The following is a 23,105-nucleotide window of genomic DNA, read 5'->3' on the forward strand; positions in this document are numbered from 1 at the left end:
TTGGCGCATTCATCGTCGCCTCAGGTCCGGCAGGGTAACTGCCCGTCATGAACGCGGCGTGTGCGACATATCGGTTACAACAGCCCGGTCATGTGCGCCGGGCAGGTTCTCTTGAGCTTGAGCTGCGCTATTCGCGGCGGGCGGTTGCCCTGCAGCCAAAGTCTTCAATGGCCACTGTAGCTTTGTACGAGCCGCGATGCGTAGCCGCGCGGTCGTGAAGGCGTTGTATGTCACACTCAAGCTGTTACATCGTAGGCAGTTGTACCTGCAGCCATGGCTACAGCGCCGATCGTCGCCATGGCTTTAGCCGTGGCCGGGGCGCGGATTATGGTGGAACGCGGGACAATGGCTTGAAGCACACGCCCAAAGGGTGTTGGCTTGTAGTAATCGAAATCACTTCAAGAGGAGGAAACGTGAGCGAGGCCGACGCCGCCACATCGGTAAATGTGGCGGAAAGATTGGGTTTCAAAGATGGGGATCTAATTCAGGAACTCGGTTACGACGATGATGTCGATTTCGATTTGCGTGAAGACATTGAGGAACTCACAGGTTCCGAGCTGCTTGACGAAGACGATCACGAGGTAGTGGATGCGGTCATTTTCTGGTGGCGCGATGGTGATGGAGACCTTGTCGACGCACTGGTGGATTCACTGACCACCCTGGGTGAAGGTGGCGTGGTCTGGGTACTGACTCCCAAATCGGGCCGTGACAACTACGTCTCACCCTCGGATATCCAGGACGCGGCTCCCACTGCCGGTTTGCATTGCACCACCTCCGCAGGCGTCTCCAAGGACTGGAGCGCCACGCGGCTTGTAGCACGCAAGAAGAACAAGTGACCCACTCCAGGTTGAGCCCTCCCGGACTGCATCCGGGAGTTCCCGTTGTGGGACAGGAGGCCCCGGATTTTGAGCTCGTGAACCAGTTTGGTGAGCCGGTTCGCTTGTCTGGTCTCCGCGGCCGCAACGTTGTGGTGGTCTTCTATCCGTTCGCTTTCTCCGGAATCTGCACCGGGGAGCTGTGTGAGATCCGTGACAATCTGGGTATTTTCGAACAGGCCAACGCCACAGTCCTTGGAGTTTCGGTGGACAGCAAGTTCGCCTTGCGGGCGTACGCGGACAAGGAACGCTACGAGTTCGATCTCCTGGCGGACTTCTGGCCGCACGGACAAGTTGCCGAGAAGTATGGCGTGTTTGACGCCGCTACCGGAATGTCGTTGCGGGGCACATTCATCATTGATGCCGCGGGCATCGTCCGCTACGTCGTCGTCAATCCGCGCGGCCAGGCACGCGACTTAGCGGAATACCGCGAGGCATTGTCCGCGCTCGGCCAGGCCTAGCGTCGATGAGCGCCCCACGGCCCGGCGTCGGAATGACTGGCTTCGCCATACTTGCGCCGGCCCCCGCGGCTGAGTTGGATCCAGGCGAGATGGACCTTCTCGGCCAGGCCGCCGGGATTCTCGGGGGCAAGCGGCTTGCTGTTTTGACGGGAGCCGGCCTGAGCACGGACTCCGGCATCCCTGACTATCGCGGCCCAGGAGCGGCACCGCGGAATCCGATGACCTTCCAGGAATTCATCGGAAGCCCTGTGAACCGGCGCCGTTACTGGGCGAGGAATCACCTTGGATGGTCCCACCTCCGGCACGCGGACCCGAACGCCGGGCATGCCGCCGTCGCGCTCCTTGAGCGGCGCGGGCTGCTTACGGGACTCATCACGCAGAACGTGGACCGTCTGCACGAGGATGCCGGCAGCATCAACGTGGTGGACCTGCATGGCCGCTACGATCGTGTGATCTGCCTCGACGAGGGGCATGTCTTCACGCGGCGGCTCGTGGCATCCATTCTTGAGGAAATCAATCCCGGCTTCCTCGAAGCCGTCCAGGCTTCCGGAGTCGTGGAAATGGCACCGGACGCCGATGCCTCGGTGGAGGATCCCGAACTCATTCGATCGTTCGTCGTCGCTGTCTGTCCCGTATGCGGTGGAACGCTCAAGCCCGACTTCGTCTACTTCGGTGAAAATGTGCCCAAGGATCGGGTGCAACGCGCCTATTCCATGGTGGACGAAGCCGGGGCGCTGCTGGTGGCGGGGTCTTCGTTGACCGTCATGAGCGGGCTGAGGTTCGTGCGGCACGCAGCCAAACTCGGCAAGCCGGTAGTGATCATCAACCGGGGTCCGACCCGCGGCGACGGTTTCGCGGATCTCAAAGTGGAAGCAGGAGTCAGCGGCGCGCTGGCCTGGCTTGCCGCTGAGCTTCCCGATCTGCTCCCGTCCAAGCGAGTCGATTAGTGTTCCGGGCGATTGATCCGGTAGAGTACATGTTCGTTGGTTGAAGCGCCGAGGGTGCCGAAATCAGTGTTTTGGGTCTTTAGCTCAGCTGGTAGAGCGCCACGTTTACACCGTGGATGTCATCGGTTCGATCCCGGTAGGACCCACCAAGGAGAAGAGCCCCTGAACTTCGGAAACGAAGCTCAGGGGCTCTTTTTATTTGTTCCAGAGCCTTGGGGCCCCAATGGTTGTGGACGGTCGTTTGCCGGTTCAGAATGGCAGCATGACAGCGTCCGGAGATGCATCGCGCGACAAGAGGCTGGCGAAAATCGGTACGGCGGTGTTTGCCGTCGCCCCGGCTACCGCCGCCGGTCTGTTGCCATGGATGGTGACCCGTTGGAGAGTGCAACAGCCCGTACCCGGCGGATTGCCGGCCCAGTGCGCAGGCGTTCTGTTGATCGGCGCCGGCGCGGCCGTGATCACCAATTCTTTTGCGCGATTCGCCCTTGAAGGAATAGGCACGCCGGCACCCTTTGCGCCGCCGAAGAACCTTGTGGTCACCGGTTTCTATAGGTTCGTGCGGAACCCCATCTACGTGGGCATCGGCGCCGCGATCACCGGACAGGGCCTCTTGCTGGGACAGCCAAGGCTGTTCGGGCTGGCGGCGCTAGGCGCAGTTCCCGTGGTGGCTTTCGTGAGCCTGCATGAGGAGCCGACGCTTGCCCGCAAGTTCGGCGCCGAGTATGACGACTACCGGGCCAACGTTCCGCGTTGGCTGCCACGGCTCACCCCTTGGCGGCAGCAGGACTAGCTTTGCGCCTGATCCCTGCGGGGAATTGGAAAAGCTCTCCACCGCGACTATTGGGGGATGCCGCGGTGGAGAGCTCATAGATGAATATACAGAGAATTTCTGGATATGGAAAGGAAGCCATTCTCCGCCCGGCGAGTCTCATCCCGGCACCAAGCCACTATGATGGTGGTTGTTCAGTGGATTGAACAAGCGTGATTGCCGCGGATCGGAGTTCCGCTGCCCCCGGGTAGCGTTTCTGCTTGGCACGCGCCCACTCTGCGCCAGGCGCACGATTGCGAAGGAGAATCATGGCCGATTCCCGCACCCCCCGTTCCGCCGAAGGATTGGGGAGCTCCTCGCCGGCGCCTGCCGTGACCCGCGCTGCCGCGGTCCTGGATGCCTTGGCGGAGGCGCCTTCGGGCAGGCTGACCCTCAGTGATCTTTCAAGGGAGCTGGGGATTCCGAAATCTTCCACGTCAAACCTGTTGATGGCCCTTGAGGAAGCCCGGTTGATAACCCGCGAAGGTGCCGAGTTTTCGCTCGGCCGGAAGCTGGTTGAACTTGGTGCCGCCTACCTGAGCCGGCTCGACGAAGTCCAGGAGTTTTACAAGTTCTGCGAACAGGCGCCAACACTCTCCGGCGAAACAGTGCGGATTGCGATGATCGACGGCGATCACATCATCTACTTGGCGCGCTACGAAGGGCACCCGGCCGTCCGGCTCACGTCGAACATCGGCGACAAAATGCCGCTTTCCCTGAGCGCAGTCGGCAAGGTCCTCCTGGCCCAGCTTCACGATCATGACATCGAAGCAATGTTCCCGGACGACGTGGAACTCCCTGTCATGACCCCGAAGTCCCTCCGGAGCGCCGTTGAGCTCAAGGCCCAAGTGGCTGCGATCCGCAAGCAGGGCTACGCCTTGGAGGACGAGGAATCCACTCTCGGCGTGGTTTGCCTTGCCGTGCCCGTCCCGACCCACGGGGCACACGGCCCCAGCCTTGGTCTCTCGGTGACGGCCCTGAAAGCCACCTTTTCCGAGGAGCAGGCTGCCCTGATGGTCAAGGAACTCAAGGAGCTCGCCCACTCGCTGGGCAACCCGATGGGCTAACCGATCTGGCCGCCCGGCCAAGGTCATAATTAAATCTGATTACACCACTTGAAACTTGTACAACGTACTGTACTCTGTTCAATATAGTGATTCACGCCATGGCGGCTGACACTATCTCGCCAGGCCAACGGGGGTCTGGAGTGTTCTTGAGGGAGTGCTTGTGACAACTCGTACTAAGACAAAGCTTGCTGACACGGACGGCTCGGTAGTTGAGCCGGAACAGCTGCGAAGGGCAACACTTGCCAGCTCCGTAGGATCCGCTCTGGAGTACTACGACTTCTACATTTACGGTCTGGCTTCGGCCCTGATCTTCGGGCCGCTGTTCTTCAAGCCCTTGGGAGACAGCGGCGCGTTGATCGCGTCGTTCGCCACCTACGGCGTCGGATTCGCGGCGCGCCCCTTCGGTGGCGTCCTCTTCGGATTCATCGGAGACCGCTTCGGCCGCAAGATGGTCCTCCTGATGACCATCGGCATGATGGGCCTCGCAAGCTTCGCAATCGGCTTGCTCCCGACGTTCGATCAAGCGGGCATGCTTGGCGCCGTCCTGCTCGTGGCGCTTCGTATCGTCCAGGGCCTCGGCGCCGGAGCCGAGCAGGCGGGCGCAACAACCCTGATCTCCGAAGTGGCTCCGCCCAAGCGCCGTGGTTATTTCGCTTCGCTGCCCTTCGTCGGCATCCAGCTCGGAACCCTCCTTGGTGCCGGTACCTTCGCGCTGATTGGCATGGCCAACAAAAGCGTGCTTGAAGGCTGGCTGTGGCGTGTTCCGTTCCTTGCCAGCTTCGTCCTGATCGTCGTGGCTCTCTTCATCCGTCTGAGGCTGAAGGAGACCCCGGTGTTCCAGGAGCTGGAGAAGCACAAGAATGTGGTGAAGAACCCCGTTGGCGAACTTCTGAGGCACTCCAAGAAGAACGTGTTGATCGGCATCGGCCTCCGCATGGGCGAAAACGGCAACTCGTCCATCTACGGAACGCTTCTCATCTCCTTCATTTCCGTCAAGGAAGGCGTCTTCCCGGGCGACAAGTTCATTGGCCCGGTCGGCCTGCTGATCGCAGCAGGATTCGCCGCCGTCATGGTAGTGACGTTCGGCGCCTTGTCGGACCGGATTGGGCGAGTGAAGGTGTACCGCTACGGAGCCCTTTTCCAGGCTGTCTTCGCTATTCCTGCTTTCTACCTCGTGACTCTTGGCAACGTCACCCTTGTGTGGGCCGTCATGGTGGTTGGTATCGCCCTCGGTGTGCAGTCCATGCTTGGCCCACAGTGCCCGCTGCTGCCGGAATTGTTCGGTTCGCAGTATCGCTTCACCGGCGTGGCTTTGAGCCGTGAACTGTCTGCCGTTCTGGCCGGCGGCTTGGTTCCCGTCTTCGGTGCCATCCTGCTTGCCGCGACGGGCAACTCCTGGGTGGTTCTGGCGGTCTACTCGCTGGTGCTGGCCCTGATTTCATACGTCACCACGTTCTTCACCCCGGAAACTGCCGGCCGTGATCTCCTTTCCCTGGAGGACGCGAAGTAAGGATCCCCGTACCTGACGTACGCAGCGGCGGTCCCCTCCGAAGTTCGGAAGGGGCCGCCGCTTTTTCGTGCCCCGCCCCGCCAGCAAACCCACGCCGGCCGGCGAGCCCGCCACACACGGCAAAGCGGCCCCTCCGGAATACCGGAGGGGCCGCTTGGATGGAGCTGGGAAAGTCGGCGGTTTAGTAGAAGTGCACCGTGTCCACAAGGTGGGGGAGCTCCCCGCCGTCGAGGAACGTGCGCAAGTTGCTGGCGAAGCGCTCAGCGATGAGCCGGTTTTCCGCAGCGCTGAGTGCCGACGTGTGCGGGGAGACCATGACGTTCGGGTGGTTCCACAGCGGGCTGTCCTGGGGGAGCGGCTCGACGGCGAAGACGTCCAGGCAGGCGTAGGACACCTGGCCGTTGTCCAGGGCTTCGAGGAGCGCCTCTTCGTCAACCACGGTTCCACGCCCAACGTTGACGAAAACCGTGCCGGGCTTCATCGCCGAGAAGACGTCGTGGTTGAAGAGTTTCTCCGTGTAGGGCGTGCCGGGGAGCGTGTTGACGACGGCGTCGGCGCTGGCCAGGAGGCCCGGCAGGCCATCGTTGTCCGCGACCTCGTCGATTCCTTCGATCGCTTCGATGTTCCGCTTGGTTCCGCTCACCTTCATTCCAAGGGCGCGGGCGATGCGGGCGGTCTCGAGGCCGATTTCGCCGAGGCCCGTGATGACCAGCTTGGAGCCGTTCACAAGTTTGGTGGGGGTGCGCAGCTCGGGCCAGACCTTCGCAGCCTGGTCCTGGGCAAGTTCCCCGCTGCGCTTGAACCCGTTGAGGATGCCCAGGGCCGCGAATTCAGCCAGCGGAAGCGCATGCACGCCTGCGGACGTGGTGACCTTGAACTTCTGCAGGGTCTCGCTGTCGAGGCCGGAAGCCTTCACGGCGCCACCGGCACCTGCGGCCATGGCGTGGATCCACTGCAGGTGCGGGTTGCTTTGCGCGATGCGTGCCAGGCCGCCCGGATTCTCGTTGGGGAAGCCGTAGAGGATCTGGGCCTTGTTCAACATCGACCAGTAGCGTTCCTCTTGTTCGGGAGTCCGCTTGAAGTCCGGATCGCCTGAGTGGTCGGCCGGGAAGCGTTCCGGAGGAAGCAGTTCGGGTTCGTAGAGCACCGTAATGCCCGGATCTACGGCGCGGATACGCTCCACATGCTCGGCTTCGAGAGGGACTGCGATCGCGATGGTGAGTTCATCAGTCGTCATGGTGTTCATCATACTGAATTGAGGCTAGGATATTGAACAGTTTTTGAAAGATGAACCACAAAGAAGTGAGGTGCATGCGAAAGATGACCGCCAAGACCGCAGGTTTTGTGGGGCTAGGGCTCATGGGTTTCCCCATGGCCGCCAATCTGCTCGGCAACGGCTGGGAGGTCACTGCGTGGAACCGCTCCTCCGAAGCGCTCGCCGAATTGGAGAAGCTCGGCGGAACGCGTTCGGAGTCGGTTGCCGGGCTCCGGGACCAACCCGTCATTATTTTCATGCTCCCTGATCTCTCCTACATCGAGGATGCCGCCGCGCCGCTCCTCGACTCCTGGCGCTCGGACGCACCGCTTCCCGGAACCACGATCGTCATCATGAGCAGCGTGTCCCCGACCGCCGTGCAGGAATTCGGCCGGACGGTCCGTAGCGCAAGTGCCGGGAACGCCGTCGTCGTCGATGCCCCGGTCAGCGGGGGCACCAAAGGCGCGCAGGACGGCACGCTCGCCATCATGGTCGGAGCCACCGAAGAAGACTTCCAGCGATCGCTGCCCCTCCTCCAATCCATGGGAACCACTGTCCGCCGGATGGGCAAGCTGGGCGCCGGTTCGCTCGCGAAGGCCTGTAACCAATTGATCGTCGGGACCACGACGGCGGCGCTCGCGGAAGCCGCTGAACTCGCCGAGCGCTCGGGCATGGCTGCTTCTGCCCTCTTCGAGGTCCTGGCCGGCGGACTCGCCGGAAGCCGGGTCCTGGAGTTTGTCGGCCCGCGCCTCGCAGCCAAGGATTACGCGCCCACAGGTCCCGCGAAGTTCATGCACAAGGACCTCACGTTCGTCCTCCAAAGCGCTGAAGCGGCCGGCGCCGCCGTCCCGATGGCGACAGCCGGCGTCGAACTCTACCGCGAACTGATCGATCAGGGACTTGGCGACCAGGACCTCGCAGTTGTCCGCAAGGCCATCGCCAACCTCAGCGACACTTCCCTAAGCCCTTCGAACTAAGTAAGGAAACAACCATGAGTGGACTCTTCGATCTTACCGGGCGCGTTGCGCTCGTTACAGGATCCAGCCGCGGCATCGGCAACGCGCTGGCCCGCGGATTGGCCGACGCCGGTGCCACCGTTGTCCTCAACGGCATCAACACGGAACGGCTCAAGGACGCGGAAGCCGCCATGGCGGCGGACTTCGGGCCCGGGCGCATCCATAGCTGTGCGTTCGACGTCACGAGCGACACCGAAGCGGCCCGGGGTATCGCCTGGGTCGAGGAGAACGTCGGCCCGCTCGATATCCTCGTCAACAATGCGGGAATCCAGCACCGCGTGCCGATGCTGGACCTGGATGTGAAGGACTGGGAGCGGGTCATCACCACCGACCTGACCAGCGCCTTCCTCGTAGGACGCGAAGCCGCCCGCCACATGATCCCGCGGGGCCGCGGCAAGATCATCAACATCTGCTCGGTGCAGACCGACCTGGCACGCCCCACGATCGCCCCCTATGTCGCTGCCAAGGGCGGCCTGCGCAACCTGACACGCGCCATGACGGCCGAGTGGGCGGCCTCCGGCCTTCAGATCAACGGCATCGCACCGGGCTACATCCACACCGAGATGACCCAGAACCTCGTGGACGATCCCGACTTCAACTCCTGGATCCTTGGCCGGACGCCGGCCCACCGATGGGGCACCGTGGCGGATCTCGCCGGTCCGGCGGTATGGCTTGCCTCGGAGGCATCGAACTTCGTCAACGGCCAGACGATCTTTGTCGACGGCGGAATGACGGTGGTCGTCTAATGAGCGATTTCCAGCTTCCCCAGTCTTCACCCGCGGTGGTGGCCCACGCCGCCGGCGACCTTCGCATCGAGGACATAGCCCTCGTTGTTCCCACCCCTGACCAGGCCGTCGTCGAGATCGCCTACGGCGGCATCTGCGGCTCGGACCTGCACTACTGGCTCCACGGCGCCGCGGGGGAGTCAATCCTCAAGGCCCCGATGGTCCTGGGCCACGAAATCGTCGGCACAGTCGTCCAGCAGGCCGCCGATGGCAGCGGACCGGCGGCCGGAACCGCCGTCGCGGTGCACCCGGCGACTCCGGCCCCGGGTGCCGCCAAGTACCCGGAAGACCGGCCCAACCTCTCCCCGGGCTGCACCTACCTCGGAAGTGCCGCACGGTACCCGCACACGGACGGAGCCTTCAGCCGCTACGCCACCCTGCCCTCCCGCATGCTCCGGGCGCTTCCGGCCACGCTGGACTTGCGCACGGCGGCGCTTGTGGAGCCGGCCAGCGTTGCCTGGCACGCCGTCGCCCGCGCAGGGGACGTGGCCGGCAAGACAGCCTTGGTGATCGGAAGTGGTCCGATCGGCGCGCTGGCAGTTGCCGTCCTCAAACGCGCGGGTGCAACCCGGATCGTGGCCGTCGACATGCATGACAAGCCTCTTGAGATCGCGCGTGCGGTGGGCGCGGACGAGGTCCTCAAGGGCGACGATGCGGAGGCCATCGCCGCAGTGGAGGCCGACGTCGTCATCGAGTCCTCAGGCAGCCACTTCGGACTGGCCTCGGCCATCAAGGGTGCGGTACGCGGCGGGAAGGTGGTCATGGTCGGGTTGCTGCCCTCCGGACCGCAGCCGGTCTTCATTTCGCTGGCCATCACCCGCGAGCTCGAACTGCTCGGATCCTTCCGTTTCAACGACGAGATCGACGAGGTCATTGCGGCGCTCGCGGACGGTTCGCTCTATGTTGATCCGGTGGTCACCCACGAATTCACGCTGGACCGCGGCCTGGAGGCCTTCGAAGTGGCCAGGAACTCGGCCGAATCGGGGAAGGTCCTGCTGAACTTCCAGCCTGTGGCCTAGGTTCCCAGGCGGCGCGTACGTTCGGCCGTCAGCGCCGCTCGACTGGAACGAACACCCGTGGCTGGCCTTCCCAGCCCGGTGACAGGTCAGCGATGGTCTCCCGCATGATGTTGGAGGAGGCCTCGCGGGCCTTGTCGCCGTCTCCGTCCCGGATGCCCTGGGCTACATCCAGATGCCATTGCAGGGCCGCTTCCTTCGGATGTTCGGGCATGAGCCCGTGAACGGTCCGGCCGGTGAGGGTCTCGGTGACCTGGCCGATCAGGTTCGCGAACATTTCATTGCCGGAACCGGAGAGCACCAGCGCGTGAAAGCGGATGTCGAGGTCCAGGAAGGTGGGCATGTCGCCCGCGCGGCCCGCATCACGCATGGCCAGGGAAATGTCCAACAGTTCGCTGCGCAGGGACTCCGGAGCGTTTTCCGCGGCCAGTTCCGCGGCCACGGGCTCGACGGCGGAGCGGAGTTCGGCGAGGGAGCGCAACTGTGCGCCACGCCCTTCTCCGGCCAGCCGCCAGCGGATCACCAGCGGATCGAAGGGATTCCAGCGGTCCGCGGGGAGGACCCGGATGCCGACACGCTTGATGGTTTCCACCAGCCCCAAAGACTGCAATACCCTGACGGCTTCCCGCACCACCGAGCGTGACACCTTGAGCTCCTCCTCAAGGTGCTCAGCCAGCATGACGTGGCCGGTGGGGAGCTTACCGCCGACGATCCGGGTACCCAGATGCTCGACAGCGCGGTAGTGGAGACTGGTTGACATAGTCGTAAGCATAGTGGCGGCGGGCACTCCGCCAGCGGAAGCCCGGGCCCGGGGAACTCCCCACACCGCTGGCCAGCAACTCCCCACAGCGCGGGCCAGCAACATAGACTCTTTTGTGACGCGGACGTTTCCAAAACGTGGGCTCAACTTTCCCAGACGTGGTCCGAATACGTATGGTTTATTCCAGCTACTGCCCTAGAAAGCGTTTCCTCGCTCCTAGCAGGACTCGATGCACAAGAATGAATTGGAGTTTTGATGTCAGCACACATCGGTGTCACCGGCCTCGCGGTGATGGGCGCCAATCTGGCCCGCAACCTGGCCCGCAACGGCTTCACCGTTGCCCTGCACAACCGCTCCGTCGAAAAGACCGACGCCCTGCTGGCCAAGCACGGCACGGACGGCGACTTCATCCGCACGGAAACCCTCCAGGAACTCGTGGACTCCCTCGAGAAGCCCCGGCGTGTCCTGATCATGGTGAAGGCCGGCAAGCCGGTTGACGCCGTCATCGACCAGCTCGTTCCCTTGCTGGAACCCGGTGACATCGTGATCGACGCCGGCAACTCGCACTACGAGGACACCCGCCGCCGCGAATCCGCGCTGGCCGAGAAGGACCTGCACTTCGTGGGCGTCGGCGTATCCGGGGGCGAAGAGGGCGCCCTCAACGGCCCCTCCATCATGCCCGGCGGTTCCAAGGAGTCCTACGACGCCCTGGGCCCGCTGCTCGAAAAGATCTCCGCCAAGGTTGACGGCAAGCCGTGCTGCGCCTGGATAGGCACCGACGGTGCCGGCCACTTCGTCAAGATGGTCCACAACGGCATCGAATACGCCGACATGCAGGTCATCGGCGAAGCCTTCGATCTCCTCCGCTCCGGCGCCGGCATCGAGCCGGCCGAGCAGTCCAGGATCTTCACCGAATGGAACAAGGGCGAACTCGCTTCCTTCCTGATCGAAATCTCCGCAGAGGTCCTGGGCCACGTCGACGCCAAGACGGGCAAGCCGTTCGTCGACGTCGTCGTGGACGCTGCCGGCCAGAAGGGCACCGGCCGCTGGACGGTCATCTCCGCCCTCGAACTCGGTTCCCCGGTTTCGGGTATCGCAGAGTCCGTCTTCGCACGAGCGCTGTCTTCCCAGGCGGAGCAGCGCAAGCTCGGCCAGGAGCTGCTCGCCGGCGAGGAAATCGCCGTCGAAATCCCGGAGAACTTCGTCGAGGACGTCCGCCAGGCGCTCTACGCCTCCAAGCTGGTTTCCTACGCCCAGGGCCTGGACATGCTGACCTCGGCCGCGAAGGAATACGGCTGGGACCTCAAGCTCGACGAAATCGCTTCGCTGTGGCGCGGCGGCTGCATCATCCGCGCTGAGCTGCTCAAGGAAATCACCAACGCCTACGCAGCCGAGGAGAAGCCCGCCAACCTGCTGTTCGCCCCGGCCTTCACCAAGGCGATCGCCGGCGCGCTTCCAGCATGGCGCCGCGTGGTGGCCACGGCCGTCCAGCTGGGCATCCCGGTTCCCGTGTTCTCCTCCTCGCTGGCCTACTACGACGGGCTTCGCCGCAAGCGCCTCGCCGCAGCGGTCATCCAGGGACAGCGCGACCTCTTCGGGGCGCACACCTACGGCCGCGTTGACGCCGAAGGCACCTTCCATACCCTGTGGGGCGAAGACAAGTCCGAGGTCTCGGCAGTCGACACCCACTAAGGACCCTGCTGCCCCACAGATTGGGGCAGGCCCCGCTCGGTTCACGGCTAAGGCCGGCACTTCCCCGATACTGTGGAGGCGCCGGCCTTTGCCGTAGCCAGGTCCGGAAAGAAAACGCCACACGCAACACGAGGAGCAGTCCATGCCGCAACGCGTCGCATTTGTCACCGGTGCATCAACCGGGATCGGTTTCGAAGCCGCTATCAAGCTCAGCAAAGCAGGAATGGTCGTGTACGCGGGGGCGCGGCGGGTCGAAAAAATGGAGCCGCTGAAGGCCCACGGAATCAAGGTGTTGTCCCTCGACGTCACTGAGGAAGGCTCGATGAAGGCCGCCGTGGACCTCGTCATGGCCGAGCAGGGACGGATCGACGTGCTGGTCAACAACGCCGGATACGGGTCCTACGGTTCCTTGGAAGAGGTGCCGCTGGACGAAGGCCGGCGCCAGTTCGAAGTCAACGTCTTCGGTCTCGCCCGGATGTCGCAGCTGGTGATCCCCGCGATGCGGGCTGCGGGGTCCGGCAGGATCATCAATGTCTCCTCGATCGGCGGCAAAATGTACGAACCCCTCGGCGCCTGGTACCACGGAACGAAGTTCGCCGTCGAGGGCATGAGCGACTCCCTGCGCCTGGAACTGAAACCCCATGGCATTGATGTGGCAATCATCGAGCCTGCCGGCACGGACACGGAATGGGGAACCATCGCGGGGGAGAGCCTGCTGACGGTTTCGGGACATGGACCATATCGCGAGCAGGCCCGGATCGTGGCGGCCGCTTTGGCATCGACATCGGGAACCGCGCTGTCAACGCCCCCGCGTGTGGTGGCGGGCGCTATCCTTCACGCGGCAACGTCGCGCCGGCCCAGGACCCGATACCCGGTGGGCAGGGGAGCCTGGACCATCCTGGCCCTGCGCCGGGTGCTTCCCGACCGGGCCTTCGACAACGTTTTCTGGAACGCCTACAAGCGCTTTTCCGGCTAGATCCGGTACTCGATGTAGTACTCGGCGGGATCGACGGCGGGTTTGGTTTCGCTCTTGGCATCACGGTGCCGCCATGTTGCGGGAACGCCGGTGATGATCGACTCAGGCGGTGCGTCCTTGACCACGACGGCGTTGGCGCCAACGGCGCTGTCGGCGCCGATGGTGATGGGCCCAAGGACCTTCGCCCCGGCCCCGATCGTGACGCGGTCTCCGATGGTGGGGTGGCGCTTGACCTTGGCCAAGGAACGTCCACCCAGCGTCACACCGTGGTAGATCATGACGTCTTCGCCGATCTCGGCGGTCTCGCCGATGACCACCCCCATGCCGTGGTCAATGAAGAACCTGCGGCCGATGGTCGCGCCGGGGTGGATCTCGATGCCGGTCAGGAACCGGGCAAGCTGGGAAATAAGCCGTGCCGGGAACCGCAGCTCGGGGTTTTGCCACAATTTGTGCGTCAGGCGGTGTGCCCAGATGGCATGCAGGCCGGAGTAGGCAAAAAAGTTCTCAAAGGAACCTCGGGCCGCCGGGTCATGTGACCGGGCGGCCTCGAGGTCCTCCATAAGTCTTGCGAAGAAGCTCACAAAGACCTTTCTACAGGAAATGAAAGAAAGCGGTTGCGCGGGGTCCGCAATCAGCCGCGAATGTCGTCAAAAAGCACCGTGGAGATGTAACGTTCGCCGAAGTCGGGAACGATTGCCACGATGAGCTTGTCCTTGTTCTCCGGACGCTTCGCGAGCTCGAGCGCGCCCCACACGGCCGCACCGGCCGAGATGCCGCCCAGGATGCCTTCCTTGGTGCCGAGGGCACGCGCGGTGGCCACAGAGTCCTCGAGGGTTGCGTCGAGGACCTCATCGTAGACGTTGGTGTCCAGGATTTCCGGAATGAAGTTTGCGCCGAGGCCCTGGATCTTGTGCGGGCCGGCGGCGCCGCCGTTCAGAATGGGAGAGTCCTTGGGCTCAACGGCCACGATCTGGATTTCGGGCTTGCGCTCCTTCAGGACCTGCCCGACGCCGGTGATGGTGCCGCCCGTGCCGACGCCGCCGACGAAGATGTCCACTCCGCCTTCGGTGTCTGCCCAGATTTCCTCGGCCGTGGTGGCGCGGTGGATTGCCGGGTTTGCCTCGTTGGCGAACTGCTGGGCCCAGATGGAGTTCTCGGTGTTGGCGACGATCTCCTGTGCCTTCTCGACCGCGCCGCGCATGCCTTCGGAGCCCGGGGTCAGGACAATCTCGGCACCGTAGGCGCGCAGCATGACGCGGCGCTCGGTGGACATGGTTTCCGGCATGGTCAGGATGACTTTGTAACCGCGCGCCGCGCCGACCAGGGCCAGCGCGATGCCGGTGTTGCCCGACGTTCCTTCGACGATGGTGCCGCCCGGCTTCAGCGCACCGGATTTCTCGGCGGCGTCGACGATGGCGACGCCGATGCGGTCCTTGACGCTGTTGGCGGGGTTGTAGAACTCCAGCTTCACGGCAACCGTGGCGTCCAAGCCTTCGGTGAGCCTGTTCAAGCGGACCAGGGGGGTTCCGCCGATCAGCTGGGTGACGTCGTCGTAGATCCGTGCCATGTAATCATGCCTATTCTCTGAATTCGCTGAAATAGCTACTGCTGAGGTCAGCCTAACGAGCGGTGCTACACGCTGCTACGCGCGGAGCCACGAAGAGTAATATTTCCGGGCCTTGGCGAGCTTGGGGTTGATGATGACCTGGCAATAGCCCTGCTCGGGGAACTTGGCGTAATAGTCCTGGTGGATCGACTCGGCTTCGTAGAACTCCGACAGCCTGCTCACCTCGGTCACAATCGGCTTGGACCACAGTTCCTGGTTCCGGAGGATGGCCTCTTCGAAGAGGATCTTTTCTTCCGTGGTGGTGTAGAACATCGAGGAACGGTACTGGGTTCCGACGTCGTATCCCTGGCGGTTGAGTGTGGTGGGATCGTGCAGGGCGAAGAACATGTCCAGGATGATATCCGCCGGGATGATGTCCTCGTCGAAAGTCACGGCGACGACCTCCGCGTGGCCTGTCATCCCGGAGCAGACATCGTAATAGTCAGGGTTGCGGATGTGCCCGCCCGTGTAGCCGGAAACCACGGAACTGACGCCCTTGGTCTTCTGATAGACGGCGTCGAGGCACCAGAAGCAGCCTCCGCCAAGTACAAAAGTTTTCATGATCTCTTCAATGGCCGGGAGTCCTGGATGATTCCCGCACAACCTTACGGGACTGTGACGGCAGTGACCCGGCCGGTGGCAACAATCTCAAGCCGTCGGGTGGCCGCAAGCGCGACTTGGCCGCCGGATGCGCAAGAATGTAATGCATGGAAGCTGTGAACACCGCGGTTGCAGACACAGGATCCGGCGAAGAACCGGAGAATGGAGCGGCGGGGACGCCAGGTAGCCCAACACTCGGTCAGGTCCTCTTGGCAGTGGAGGAGCTTTGGCCGGAATCGCTTGCCGAGGAATGGGACGAGGTCGGACTGGTGGTCGGACGGCCAACCGCCACCGTCACCAAGGTCATGTTCGCTGTGGATCCGACCCTCGCCGCGATTGAAGAGGCCATCGAATGGGGAGCCGAGCTCCTCGTCGCGCACCACCCGTTGCTGCTCAAAGGCGTCACCTCCGTAGCTGCCACGAGCGCCAAGGGCCTGGCGGTCCATCGGCTTATTGAATCGGGTACCGGTCTGCTGACCGTGCACACCAACGGGGACTCCGCCGTCGGAGGCGTTTCGGATGTCCTCGCCGACGCCTTCGGACTGGACAACGTGGTTCCGCTGGCGCCTGCTGCCCATGGATTGCCGGAAGAGGGAATCGGCAGGGTCGGGGACCTGCCCGAACTCATGACGCTTGGAGATTTCGCCGCACGGGTGTTCGAGATCCTGCCCTCCGTGGCCGGAGGCGTGCGGGTCGCCGGAGACAAGGACGGGCTCGTGCGCCGCGTAGCCGTCTGCGGGGGTGCCGGCGACAGTCTCTTCGACGCCGTCCGCGCCAGCCAGGCGGACATCTACGTTACTGCGGATATGCGGCACCACCCGGCGTCCGAGGCCCGCGAAGCCGCCGTTGAGGGCCGGCCGTACCTCATTGACGTATCGCATTTCGCGAGCGAGTGGCTCTGGCTTCCCGCCGCGGCCGAAGCGCTCGGCAACGTACTCGCGGACCAGGGCCACGACGTCGAGATCCGTGTGGCAACCACCAACAGCGATCCGTGGGACTTCATTCTGACTCCCGGCTAAGCCGGGGGAGCACGCTACGCGATAGAGTCGAGACAAGCAGGCCCAAGGCCTGGCTGGGGCTGAAGACCAACCCCGGCACGATCAAGCGGAGGTAAGCGTGGCCAAGGCAGCACCGGCGGAACAGTTGAAATTGCTCGAACTGCAGGGGTTGGATGCGAAGCTCAAATCCTTGGCGAACCGCCGCCGCACGTTGGAGACGGACCCCCGCATCACCGATTTGCAGGACGCCCTCAGCGTGGCCAACGGGGCGCTCGGGGCCGCGAAGCTTGCCGTCCACGACGCCGAAGCCGAGCTCCGCAGGTCAGAGGCCGACGTCGAGCAAGTGGCCGGGCGCATTGAGCGGGATGAAGCCAGGTTGAACAGCGGCACCGGGCTCTCCAAGGACCTCGTCGCGCTGCAAAGCGATATCGCGTCACTGAACAAGCGCCGGTCGGACCTCGAGGATGTCGAGCTGGAAATCCTGGAACGCTTGGACGGACTCAGGGAGCGCCAAGCCGCGCAACAGCAGATCGTCGATGACATCCAGGGCTCGTTCTCCGGGATCCGTGCCGAGCTGGACGCCGCGATCGCCGAGATTGTTGCCGAAGAGGCCGACGTGCGCGCCCAGCGGTCCGGCTTCGCCGAAGGGCTCGACGCCGGGATGGTGGCCATCTACGAAAAGACCCTCGCCAGGCGTGGCGTGGGGGCCGCCAGGCTCTTCCACGGGAAGTCCGAAGGCTCGGGGATGACCCTCAGCCCCGGCGACCTTGCCGAGGTCAAGGCTGCGTCCGAGGACGAGATCGTGTTCTGTCCCGATTCCGGCTGCATCCTGGTGCGCTCCGCCGAATGGAACTAACCGCCTGTTCCGCACCCAACTGACCGGTCCGCCCGACTGACTCGCAGTTAATGTCGTTTTCAGGCGTCAAAACGACACTTGCTGCTAGCTAGTTGGGGAGGATGATGCTGAGGGTGTGCGGCTTGCGCGCCGTGCCTTCCGTCAACTCCGCCGTCCATTTTTCCGAGGCGGCCTTAAGCAACTGTCCGGGCGTTCCGGGCGCCTTGCCTCGACGGCTTAACAAGTGCCTGGCCAGTTCGCCGCGGGTGTGCTTGGCGAAGTGACTGACCACGGTGCGCTTTCCATAGGACTCGGAAAAGACGTTGACGGAGACCGTCTGCGCGGCAGGCGGGGCCCAAGCCGCGGCATAAGTGCTGGACCGGCAATCCACCAGCAGTTCGCCCTCCACGCGCGAGGCGAGGGCCTGCGTGAGCTGCGGCTTCCAGAACGACGCGAGGCGCCCGACGTCGGGCAGTGCCGTTCCCATGGACAAGCGGTAGGCGGGCACACGGTCGCCGAAGCCGATTGCGCCCCACAGGGCGGACACTACGAGGATCGACTCGACCGCTTTGCGGCGCTGCGCCGGTGCCAGGGTCTTGTAGCCGAGCGCGTCGTAGAGAACCCCGGAATACACCTGGTGGGCCGGGGCCGCGGGTTCGTCGTGGAGCCGGGTATTGCGTTCGACGTCGTCCTTCAACGAGGCGCCCACCCCCAGGAGGGCGAGGGCGTCCTCATGCGCGCTGACCAGGCCCAGCGCGTCGAGCACTTTGGCCCGGTAGCTGTTGAGTTCGGGAAAGCTCAGGGACTCCCATTCGACGGCGGAGCCCTTCTCAGCGGGGGTCTTGCCTTCGGAGGGCGGCAGCAGGATCAGCACCAGTCGATATTAGCTGCATTAAGCGGGCCATCTGTCAGACGTGCAGCCCAGGAGGGCCTTCCGGAAATACGGAGCGCCCGACGCCGGTAGACTGGACGGCGGATGGGTTGACCAGGCGGCCGCGCGCCACGTGAGTGGCTCGAGGAACGTCCGGGCTCCACAGGGCAGGGTGGTGGGTAACGCCCACTCGGGGTAACCCGCAGGCCAGTGCCACAGAGAACAGACCGCCCGCGCCTGCTTGTGCCAGCACGGGCAGGCAGCAGGTAAGGGTGAAACGGTGGTGTAAGAGACCACCAGCTCCTTGGGTGACCAGGGAGGCTAGGTAAACCCCACCCGGAGCAAGGCCAGACAGGGCACGATCGAGGGCTGCTCGCCCGAGTGCCCGGGTAGGCCGCTGGAGGGCGTCGGCAACGGCGTTCGTAGATGGATGGTCGCCACTCCTTCGCCGGCAACGGCGCGGGAGGACAGAACCCGGCGTATCGGTCAACCCATCCCTCAGCCTTGTGTGAGTGATTTCACGCAGTCCGGCGGCCAAGGCCTCCGGTGCCAGACCTTAGAATGGACAGTGAACGTAGAAGTTCCACCGCCGGTTCTGCGTTCGCAGCCGGCGGTTTTTCTTTGCAGCGTTCGAGGTGTCCGGGCAGACCGAAGTCCCGCCGATGCCAGTGCCGCAGGATTACTCCGGGCGGCCGCCATCTACGTACGAGGACGTATGTAGCTGACCCTAGGAAGGTAGTTCTGTGAGCCAGTCATCAGATTCTTGTCTTGATACGTGGATGGGCCGCGAAGCGCTGGCCGAGGCCATGATTCCGGTGATCGGCCGGCTGTACCGTGAGAACAACGTGGTGACGAGCATCCACGGGCGCAGCTTGATCAACAAGTCGTCGATGAACATCCTGAAAGCCCACCGGTTTGCGCGGCGGATGAGCAAGGACGAACTTCGTCTCGAAGAAACCGCGCCGCTGCTGAACATCCTCGCCGAACTTGACCTCGGGGCTGCTGCGATCGACATCGCCCGCCTGAACGAGAAGTACAAGGCCGAGGCTGCGGGAACGCCCTTGGAGGACTTCCTCCGCGCCGAACTTGCCGAGGTTGTCGGGCGCCGCGGCGCGGACGACCGGACCAGCACCGACGTCGTGCTCTACGGTTTCGGCCGCATCGGCCGCCTGCTGGCCCGCCTCCTGATCGAAAAGGCCGGCGGCGGGCACGGCCTGCGGCTGCGCGCGATCGTGGTCCGCAAGGGCGCGGAGAACGACCTCGTCAAGCGTGCCAGCCTGCTGCGCCGCGACTCCGTGCACGGTTCCTTCGAAGGCACCATCCGCGTGGACGAGGCCGCCAACACGATTACGGCCAACGGTGTCCAGGTCCAGGTCATCTACTCGGACAACCCCTCCACCGTCGACTACACGGCTTATGGCATCAAGGATGCCCTGGTGGTCGATAACACGGGCCGTTGGCGCGACGCCGAGGGCCTGTCCCAGCACCTGCAGAGCAAGGGTGTGGCCCGGGTGCTGCTCACGGCTCCGGGAAAGGGCGATCTGAAGAACATCGTCCACGGCATCAACCACACCTCCATCGAGGACACGGACACGATCGTCACCGCGGCGTCCTGCACCACGAACGCCATCACGCCCGTGCTCAAAGCGCTCAACGACAAGTTCGGCGTCATCCACGGCCACGTGGAAACGGTGCACTCGTTCACGAACGACCAGAACCTGATCGACAACTTCCACAAGGGCGACCGCCGCGGCCGCTCCGCCGCCTTGAACATGGTCATCACCGAAACGGGTGCGGCCAAGGCAGTGGCGAAGGCCCTCCCGGAACTGCAGGGCAAGCTGACCGGCAACGCGATCCGCGTTCCCACCCCGGACGTGTCGATGGCCATCCTGAACCTGAACCTTGAAAAGGGAACCACGAAGGAGGAAGTCAACAACTACCTCCGCGAAATGTCCCTGCACTCGGAACTGCGCAAGCAGATCGACTTCATCGACTCACCCGAGGTCGTCTCCACGGACTTTGTGGGCTCCCGCCGGGCAGGCATCGTCGACGGTCTGGCCACCATCGCCACCGACAAGCACCTCGTGGTCTACGTCTGGTACGACAACGAATTCGGCTACTCCTGCCAGGTAGTGCGCGTCATGGAAGAAATGGCCGGCGTGAACCCGCCGTCGTTCCCGGCACGCGGCGTCGCTGTTGACCTTGAGCCCAAGGCAACATTGGAGCCCGCCGGCGTCTGAACGGCCTTGGCCGGGTCAGGAAAGACACAGGGTATTCCCGGCTGATGCGCTGGCATCAGCCGGGAAACCTGACAAGAATGGACGGCATGGACAGCGAAAAGATTCTGGAACACGAAACAACCTTGGAACACGCCCTGGACGTCGCGCGCGCCAACCTCAAGGAAGCCCAGCGGCTGCTCGACGAAGCCAAGGCGGCACACGCAGCGGGTGATATCACTGAGGACCGCGTCCTCCAGTTGGGGTCGCTTCTGGAGCTGGCGGCCGACGACTTGAAACGCGTCACCAAGGAGCAGTAAGCCGCGACTTGTCCTCCACATTGGGGATATCGACGCCGGTGCCTGCGCCCTGATCTAGGCTCAAGGGAAGTATTCCTCCCCGAAAGGACGCAATCCCTTGAGCACCACCTGGGCAGCGTATCGGCGCGCCCGCCGTCAGTCCCGGCAGGCCTGGGTGTTGGTGATACTCATCGTCGCCGGTGGACTGGCCGGCATCGGATGGTTCTTCACCAAGGGCCAGTTCGACGTCGGCGAGGACCCGGGCAACGGACCCACGGAAGCTCCCGTCTTCGATCCGGGTTGGATGAAGCCGGTGGAGGCTGTTCAGCCTGTACCCGTCGGTCCAGCCGTTGATGCCCTTGAGGCGCTTGCCGTGAAGGGGCGTGCCGCCAAGGACAACTACGACCGCAACGAGTTCGGCCAGGCGTGGCTCGACGTCGACCGGAACGGCTGCGATACCAGGAACGACATCCTGAGGCGAGATCTGACGGCAACGGAGTTCACGGCAGGCTCGAAATGCAGGATCGCTTCCGGGGAACTACGTGAGCCATATATCGGGCAGGACATCCATTTCCGCAGGGGCTCTGAAAGCAGCTCGGCGGTACAGATCGACCATGTGGTGGCTCTCGGGGACGCCTGGCAGAAAGGCGCCCAGCAGCTCACTGCCAAACAGCGCCGAAGCCTCGCCAATGACCCCCTGAACCTGGTTGCCGTCGATGGTCCCGCCAACGTGAAGAAAGGCGCGAGCGACGCCGCGAGCTGGCTTCCTGCCAACAAAGGCTTTCGCTGCCATTACGTAGCCCGGCAGATTTCCGTCAAAGCCGCCTACCGGCTCTGGGTCACCCAAGCTGAGAAGGATGCCATGAAGCGCGTCCTGGATTCGTGCCCCGGCCAGCGGACCATCAGGGCGATGTAGCCGCCTCAGGCCGTGTCAAACCTGAGTGCTCCGCGCTGGGGGAAGCGCCAGATGGCCGTGGCCAAGCTGCCAGACCCCGCCGTCTTCGATCCTTTCCAGCACCACCCGCTGAAGTGACGTCTCGCGGGGGAGCCGATCAAGGTTTTCCATGCCGCGCTGCCGGAAAGTGAAGTAGATAGCGTCGCCCGGGGCGTCTGAGCAGCGGTCGAGGGTGAATCGGCGGGCAAAAGCCGCGATGTTGCTGTGCGGCAGCTGATCGGCAAGATAGGGATCCAGCATCCAGGAGTCGCAGCTCGCCACGGAAACCGGCCTGTCCGGGAAGTATCGGTCGAAGAACTCCCTGGCCTGGCTGAAGCTCGCGTCCACGAGGGCAGGGGAGAGGCCTCCATCCTCGGGAATGTGCACGCCCAGCACCCATGAGCCCCCTGCGGGGGCGGAGCCTTCGGCGTCGGCGGAGCCTCCGACGTCTGGGAAATCCGCGTCGCCGCGGACAAGGTGGAATTGCAAGCGGCCGATCCGGAAGATGTTTCCGGCCATGTGGAGGGTCAGCCACGCCCACGTGTCCAGGCCGAAGCGTGCGTGGACCCGTCGGTTGATACGGAGGTTCAGTCCCACATCCGCCAGGATCGCGGCGGAGGATTCCGGCGCGATGCCAAGGGAAAGATGATGCCGGTGGACCACAGGTGCGAAGCGCAAGAGCGCCTCGATCCAGTCGGTTTCGCTGCCGCCGTCCGCGGGGGCAGACGTGCTTGGGAAGGTACCCAGGCGGGAGTCAAGGCTTGCAAGGGCCCGTCGGGTGCCGTCTCCGGGAGGTGAAGCCAGCAGCGAGGCACACTCCTCGGCGTCCTCACCGTGGATGTCGAGAAGCCCGAACAATTCGTCCTGCGCGATGCCGGCCATGGCTCAGTGCCCGAAGGGGTCCGGGTCGACACCCGGCATCCAGCTCAGGCCAGGTACGCCCCAGCCGTTCTTCTTTGCCTGCTTCATGGCTTTCTTGGCGTAGCGGTCAACCAGGCGGTTCACGTAGAGCTTGCCATCAAGGTGGTCGAATTCATGCTGCATGATCCTCGCGAACCACCCCGTGGCGACGAAATCCACCGGGTTGCCGTAGCCGTCGAAGCCTTGGACGCGGGCCCATTCGGCCCGCTGGAGGGGGTAGTGCTCCCCAGGGAATGACAGGCAGCCTTCGACGTCTTCCTCGGGATCGGGAAGGGCGCCGGGGACCTTGGAGAGCGTGAGGACCGGGTTCACCAGAACGCCTTCATCCGGAGCATCGTCCTCATTCGCGTATTTGAAGATGAAGATCCGTTTTCCGACCCCCACCTGGGGCGCGGCCAACCCTACGCCGTTGGCGGCTTCGTTCGTCTCGAACATGTCGGCAATCAAGGTGCGCAGTTCGTCGTCGAACTCTTCCACTTCACTCGCCCGGCGGTGAAGCACGGGCTCGCCCCAGATGGTGACTGGCAGGACTGTCATGTCAGGTGTTCCTCTGGTTCTCGGTCTGTGGTGGCCGACATCGGCCCGGACAAAGCAAAGGCCGCACTGGATAACCAGTACGGCCTTTGGCTGCGATCGATAAACTGCTACCGATCTCGT

Annotated in this window: 24 protein-coding genes, 1 tRNA gene and 1 other RNA gene; 18 read left to right on the top strand and 8 right to left on the bottom strand. The window is 63.8% G+C overall.

Features of this window, described 5'->3' with window-relative positions; genetic code table 11:
• The first annotated feature begins 413 nt into the window (after positions 1–413).
• The 7 genes from KNN17_RS15150 to KNN17_RS15180 all read left to right on the top strand — a co-directional run bounded on the left by KNN17_RS15150 (position 414) and on the right by KNN17_RS15180 (position 5,668).
• Entirely contained in the window at positions 414–836 is a 423-nt protein-coding gene (locus KNN17_RS15150) for a DUF3052 domain-containing protein (RefSeq protein ID WP_078108631.1), read from the top strand.
• Positions 833–1,336: a peroxiredoxin gene (locus tag KNN17_RS15155; protein ID WP_241709835.1), complete on the top strand. Its 504-nt coding sequence runs from the start codon at positions 833–835 to the stop codon at positions 1,334–1,336. Before KNN17_RS15150 ends, KNN17_RS15155 begins: the two co-directional genes overlap by 4 nt.
• 5 nt (positions 1,337–1,341) lie before the next feature.
• Positions 1,342–2,283 carry a Sir2 family NAD-dependent protein deacetylase gene (locus KNN17_RS15160; protein WP_241709836.1) on the top strand — a complete coding sequence of 314 codons (942 nt, stop codon included), beginning with the start codon at positions 1,342–1,344 and terminating at the stop codon, positions 2,281–2,283.
• 73 nt (positions 2,284–2,356) lie between these two features.
• Positions 2,357–2,432, top strand: a tRNA-Val gene (locus KNN17_RS15165).
• Positions 2,433–2,545: 113 nt separating this feature from the next.
• Complete coding sequence (locus KNN17_RS15170; RefSeq protein WP_241709837.1) at positions 2,546–3,073, top strand: methyltransferase family protein; 528 nt, start codon at positions 2,546–2,548, stop codon at positions 3,071–3,073.
• Between the two features lie 287 nt (positions 3,074–3,360).
• Positions 3,361–4,158, top strand: a complete 798-nt coding sequence (locus tag KNN17_RS15175; RefSeq protein WP_241709838.1) for an IclR family transcriptional regulator — start codon at positions 3,361–3,363, stop codon at positions 4,156–4,158.
• Positions 4,159–4,312: 154 nt separating this feature from the next.
• The gene (locus KNN17_RS15180) at positions 4,313–5,668 is read left to right on the top strand and encodes an MFS transporter (RefSeq protein ID WP_241709839.1); all 1,356 of its coding nucleotides are present in this window, start codon (positions 4,313–4,315) and stop codon (positions 5,666–5,668) included.
• Positions 5,669–5,849: 181 nt separating this feature from the next.
• Here KNN17_RS15180 and KNN17_RS15185 read toward each other — a convergent pair whose 3' ends face one another.
• Positions 5,850–6,917 carry a D-2-hydroxyacid dehydrogenase gene (locus tag KNN17_RS15185; RefSeq protein ID WP_241709840.1) on the bottom strand — a complete coding sequence of 356 codons (1,068 nt, stop codon included), beginning with the start codon at positions 6,915–6,917 and terminating at the stop codon, positions 5,850–5,852.
• Positions 6,918–6,988: 71 nt separating this feature from the next.
• Between KNN17_RS15185 and KNN17_RS15190 the strand changes: the two genes are divergently transcribed.
• The 3 genes from KNN17_RS15190 to KNN17_RS15200 are packed head-to-tail and all read left to right on the top strand — an operon-like array spanning position 6,989 to position 9,743.
• Complete coding sequence (locus KNN17_RS15190) at positions 6,989–7,900, top strand: NAD(P)-dependent oxidoreductase (protein WP_241709880.1); 912 nt, start codon at positions 6,989–6,991, stop codon at positions 7,898–7,900.
• A gap of 14 nt (positions 7,901–7,914) precedes the next feature.
• Complete coding sequence (locus KNN17_RS15195) at positions 7,915–8,685, top strand: SDR family oxidoreductase (protein WP_078108638.1); 771 nt, start codon at positions 7,915–7,917, stop codon at positions 8,683–8,685.
• Positions 8,685–9,743, top strand: a complete 1,059-nt coding sequence (locus KNN17_RS15200) for an L-idonate 5-dehydrogenase (protein ID WP_078108639.1) — start codon at positions 8,685–8,687, stop codon at positions 9,741–9,743. Before KNN17_RS15195 ends, KNN17_RS15200 begins: the two co-directional genes overlap by 1 nt.
• 28 nt (positions 9,744–9,771) lie before the next feature.
• Here the strand turns inward: KNN17_RS15200 and KNN17_RS15205 are convergent, their stop codons facing one another.
• On the bottom strand, positions 9,772–10,500 hold the full coding sequence (locus KNN17_RS15205) for a FadR/GntR family transcriptional regulator (RefSeq protein WP_078108640.1): 729 nt from the start codon (positions 10,498–10,500) through the stop codon (positions 9,772–9,774).
• Between the two features lie 255 nt (positions 10,501–10,755).
• Here KNN17_RS15205 and gndA point away from each other — a divergent pair, with 255 nt between their 5' ends.
• Both gndA and KNN17_RS15215 read left to right on the top strand, forming a co-directional pair.
• Positions 10,756–12,192 (top strand): NADP-dependent phosphogluconate dehydrogenase, encoded by a 1,437-nt coding sequence (gene gndA, locus KNN17_RS15210; RefSeq protein ID WP_078108641.1) that lies wholly within the window; start codon positions 10,756–10,758, stop codon positions 12,190–12,192.
• Between the two features lie 142 nt (positions 12,193–12,334).
• A complete protein-coding gene (locus tag KNN17_RS15215; RefSeq protein ID WP_241709841.1) occupies positions 12,335–13,168 on the top strand; it encodes an oxidoreductase in 834 nt (277 codons plus the stop codon).
• On the opposite strand, the gene epsC is transcribed toward KNN17_RS15215, so the two are convergent.
• The 3 genes from epsC to msrA form a co-directional block, all read right to left on the bottom strand.
• The gene (gene epsC, locus KNN17_RS15220) at positions 13,165–13,749 is read right to left on the bottom strand and encodes a serine O-acetyltransferase EpsC (protein WP_078108643.1); all 585 of its coding nucleotides are present in this window, start codon (positions 13,747–13,749) and stop codon (positions 13,165–13,167) included. The two genes, KNN17_RS15215 and epsC, sit on opposite strands and share 4 nt — an antisense overlap.
• A gap of 50 nt (positions 13,750–13,799) precedes the next feature.
• On the bottom strand, positions 13,800–14,735 hold the full coding sequence (gene cysK / locus KNN17_RS15225; RefSeq protein WP_078108644.1) for a cysteine synthase A: 936 nt from the start codon (positions 14,733–14,735) through the stop codon (positions 13,800–13,802).
• 75 nt (positions 14,736–14,810) lie between these two features.
• Positions 14,811–15,335 (bottom strand): peptide-methionine (S)-S-oxide reductase MsrA, encoded by a 525-nt coding sequence (gene msrA / locus KNN17_RS15230; protein WP_241709842.1) that lies wholly within the window; start codon positions 15,333–15,335, stop codon positions 14,811–14,813.
• A 146-nt stretch (positions 15,336–15,481) separates the two neighbouring features.
• Between msrA and KNN17_RS15235 the strand changes: the two genes are divergently transcribed.
• Both KNN17_RS15235 and KNN17_RS15240 read left to right on the top strand, forming a co-directional pair.
• Positions 15,482–16,393 (top strand): Nif3-like dinuclear metal center hexameric protein, encoded by a 912-nt coding sequence (locus KNN17_RS15235; RefSeq protein WP_241709843.1) that lies wholly within the window; start codon positions 15,482–15,484, stop codon positions 16,391–16,393.
• A 97-nt stretch (positions 16,394–16,490) separates the two neighbouring features.
• The gene (locus tag KNN17_RS15240; RefSeq protein WP_241709844.1) at positions 16,491–17,228 is read left to right on the top strand and encodes a zinc ribbon domain-containing protein; all 738 of its coding nucleotides are present in this window, start codon (positions 16,491–16,493) and stop codon (positions 17,226–17,228) included.
• An 88-nt stretch (positions 17,229–17,316) separates the two neighbouring features.
• On the opposite strand, the gene KNN17_RS15245 is transcribed toward KNN17_RS15240, so the two are convergent.
• Positions 17,317–18,081, bottom strand: a complete 765-nt coding sequence (locus KNN17_RS15245; protein ID WP_241709845.1) for a YaaA family protein — start codon at positions 18,079–18,081, stop codon at positions 17,317–17,319.
• 103 nt (positions 18,082–18,184) lie between these two features.
• Between KNN17_RS15245 and rnpB the strand changes: the two genes are divergently transcribed.
• The 4 genes from rnpB (at position 18,185) to KNN17_RS15265 (ending at position 21,509) form a co-directional block, all read left to right on the top strand.
• Positions 18,185–18,576, top strand: an RNA gene (gene rnpB, locus KNN17_RS15250) — RNase P RNA component class A.
• A gap of 245 nt (positions 18,577–18,821) precedes the next feature.
• A complete protein-coding gene (locus tag KNN17_RS15255) occupies positions 18,822–20,318 on the top strand; it encodes a glyceraldehyde-3-phosphate dehydrogenase (RefSeq protein WP_078108648.1) in 1,497 nt (498 codons plus the stop codon).
• An 86-nt stretch (positions 20,319–20,404) separates the two neighbouring features.
• Positions 20,405–20,614, top strand: a complete 210-nt coding sequence (locus KNN17_RS15260; RefSeq protein WP_241709846.1) for a hypothetical protein — start codon at positions 20,405–20,407, stop codon at positions 20,612–20,614.
• 97 nt (positions 20,615–20,711) lie between these two features.
• A complete protein-coding gene (locus KNN17_RS15265) occupies positions 20,712–21,509 on the top strand; it encodes an HNH endonuclease family protein (RefSeq protein WP_241709847.1) in 798 nt (265 codons plus the stop codon).
• Between the two features lie 15 nt (positions 21,510–21,524).
• Here the strand turns inward: KNN17_RS15265 and KNN17_RS15270 are convergent, their stop codons facing one another.
• On the bottom strand, positions 21,525–22,409 hold the full coding sequence (locus KNN17_RS15270) for an acyltransferase domain-containing protein (protein ID WP_241709848.1): 885 nt from the start codon (positions 22,407–22,409) through the stop codon (positions 21,525–21,527).
• Positions 22,410–22,412: 3 nt separating this feature from the next.
• Positions 22,413–22,985: a peptide deformylase gene (gene def / locus KNN17_RS15275; protein WP_241709849.1), complete on the bottom strand. Its 573-nt coding sequence runs from the start codon at positions 22,983–22,985 to the stop codon at positions 22,413–22,415.
• Between the last annotated feature and the right edge of the window lie 120 nt (positions 22,986–23,105).

Source organism: Arthrobacter bambusae, from assembly GCF_022606295.1.
In the GTDB taxonomy this organism is placed as follows: Bacteria; Actinomycetota; Actinomycetes; order Actinomycetales; family Micrococcaceae; genus Arthrobacter; species Arthrobacter bambusae_A.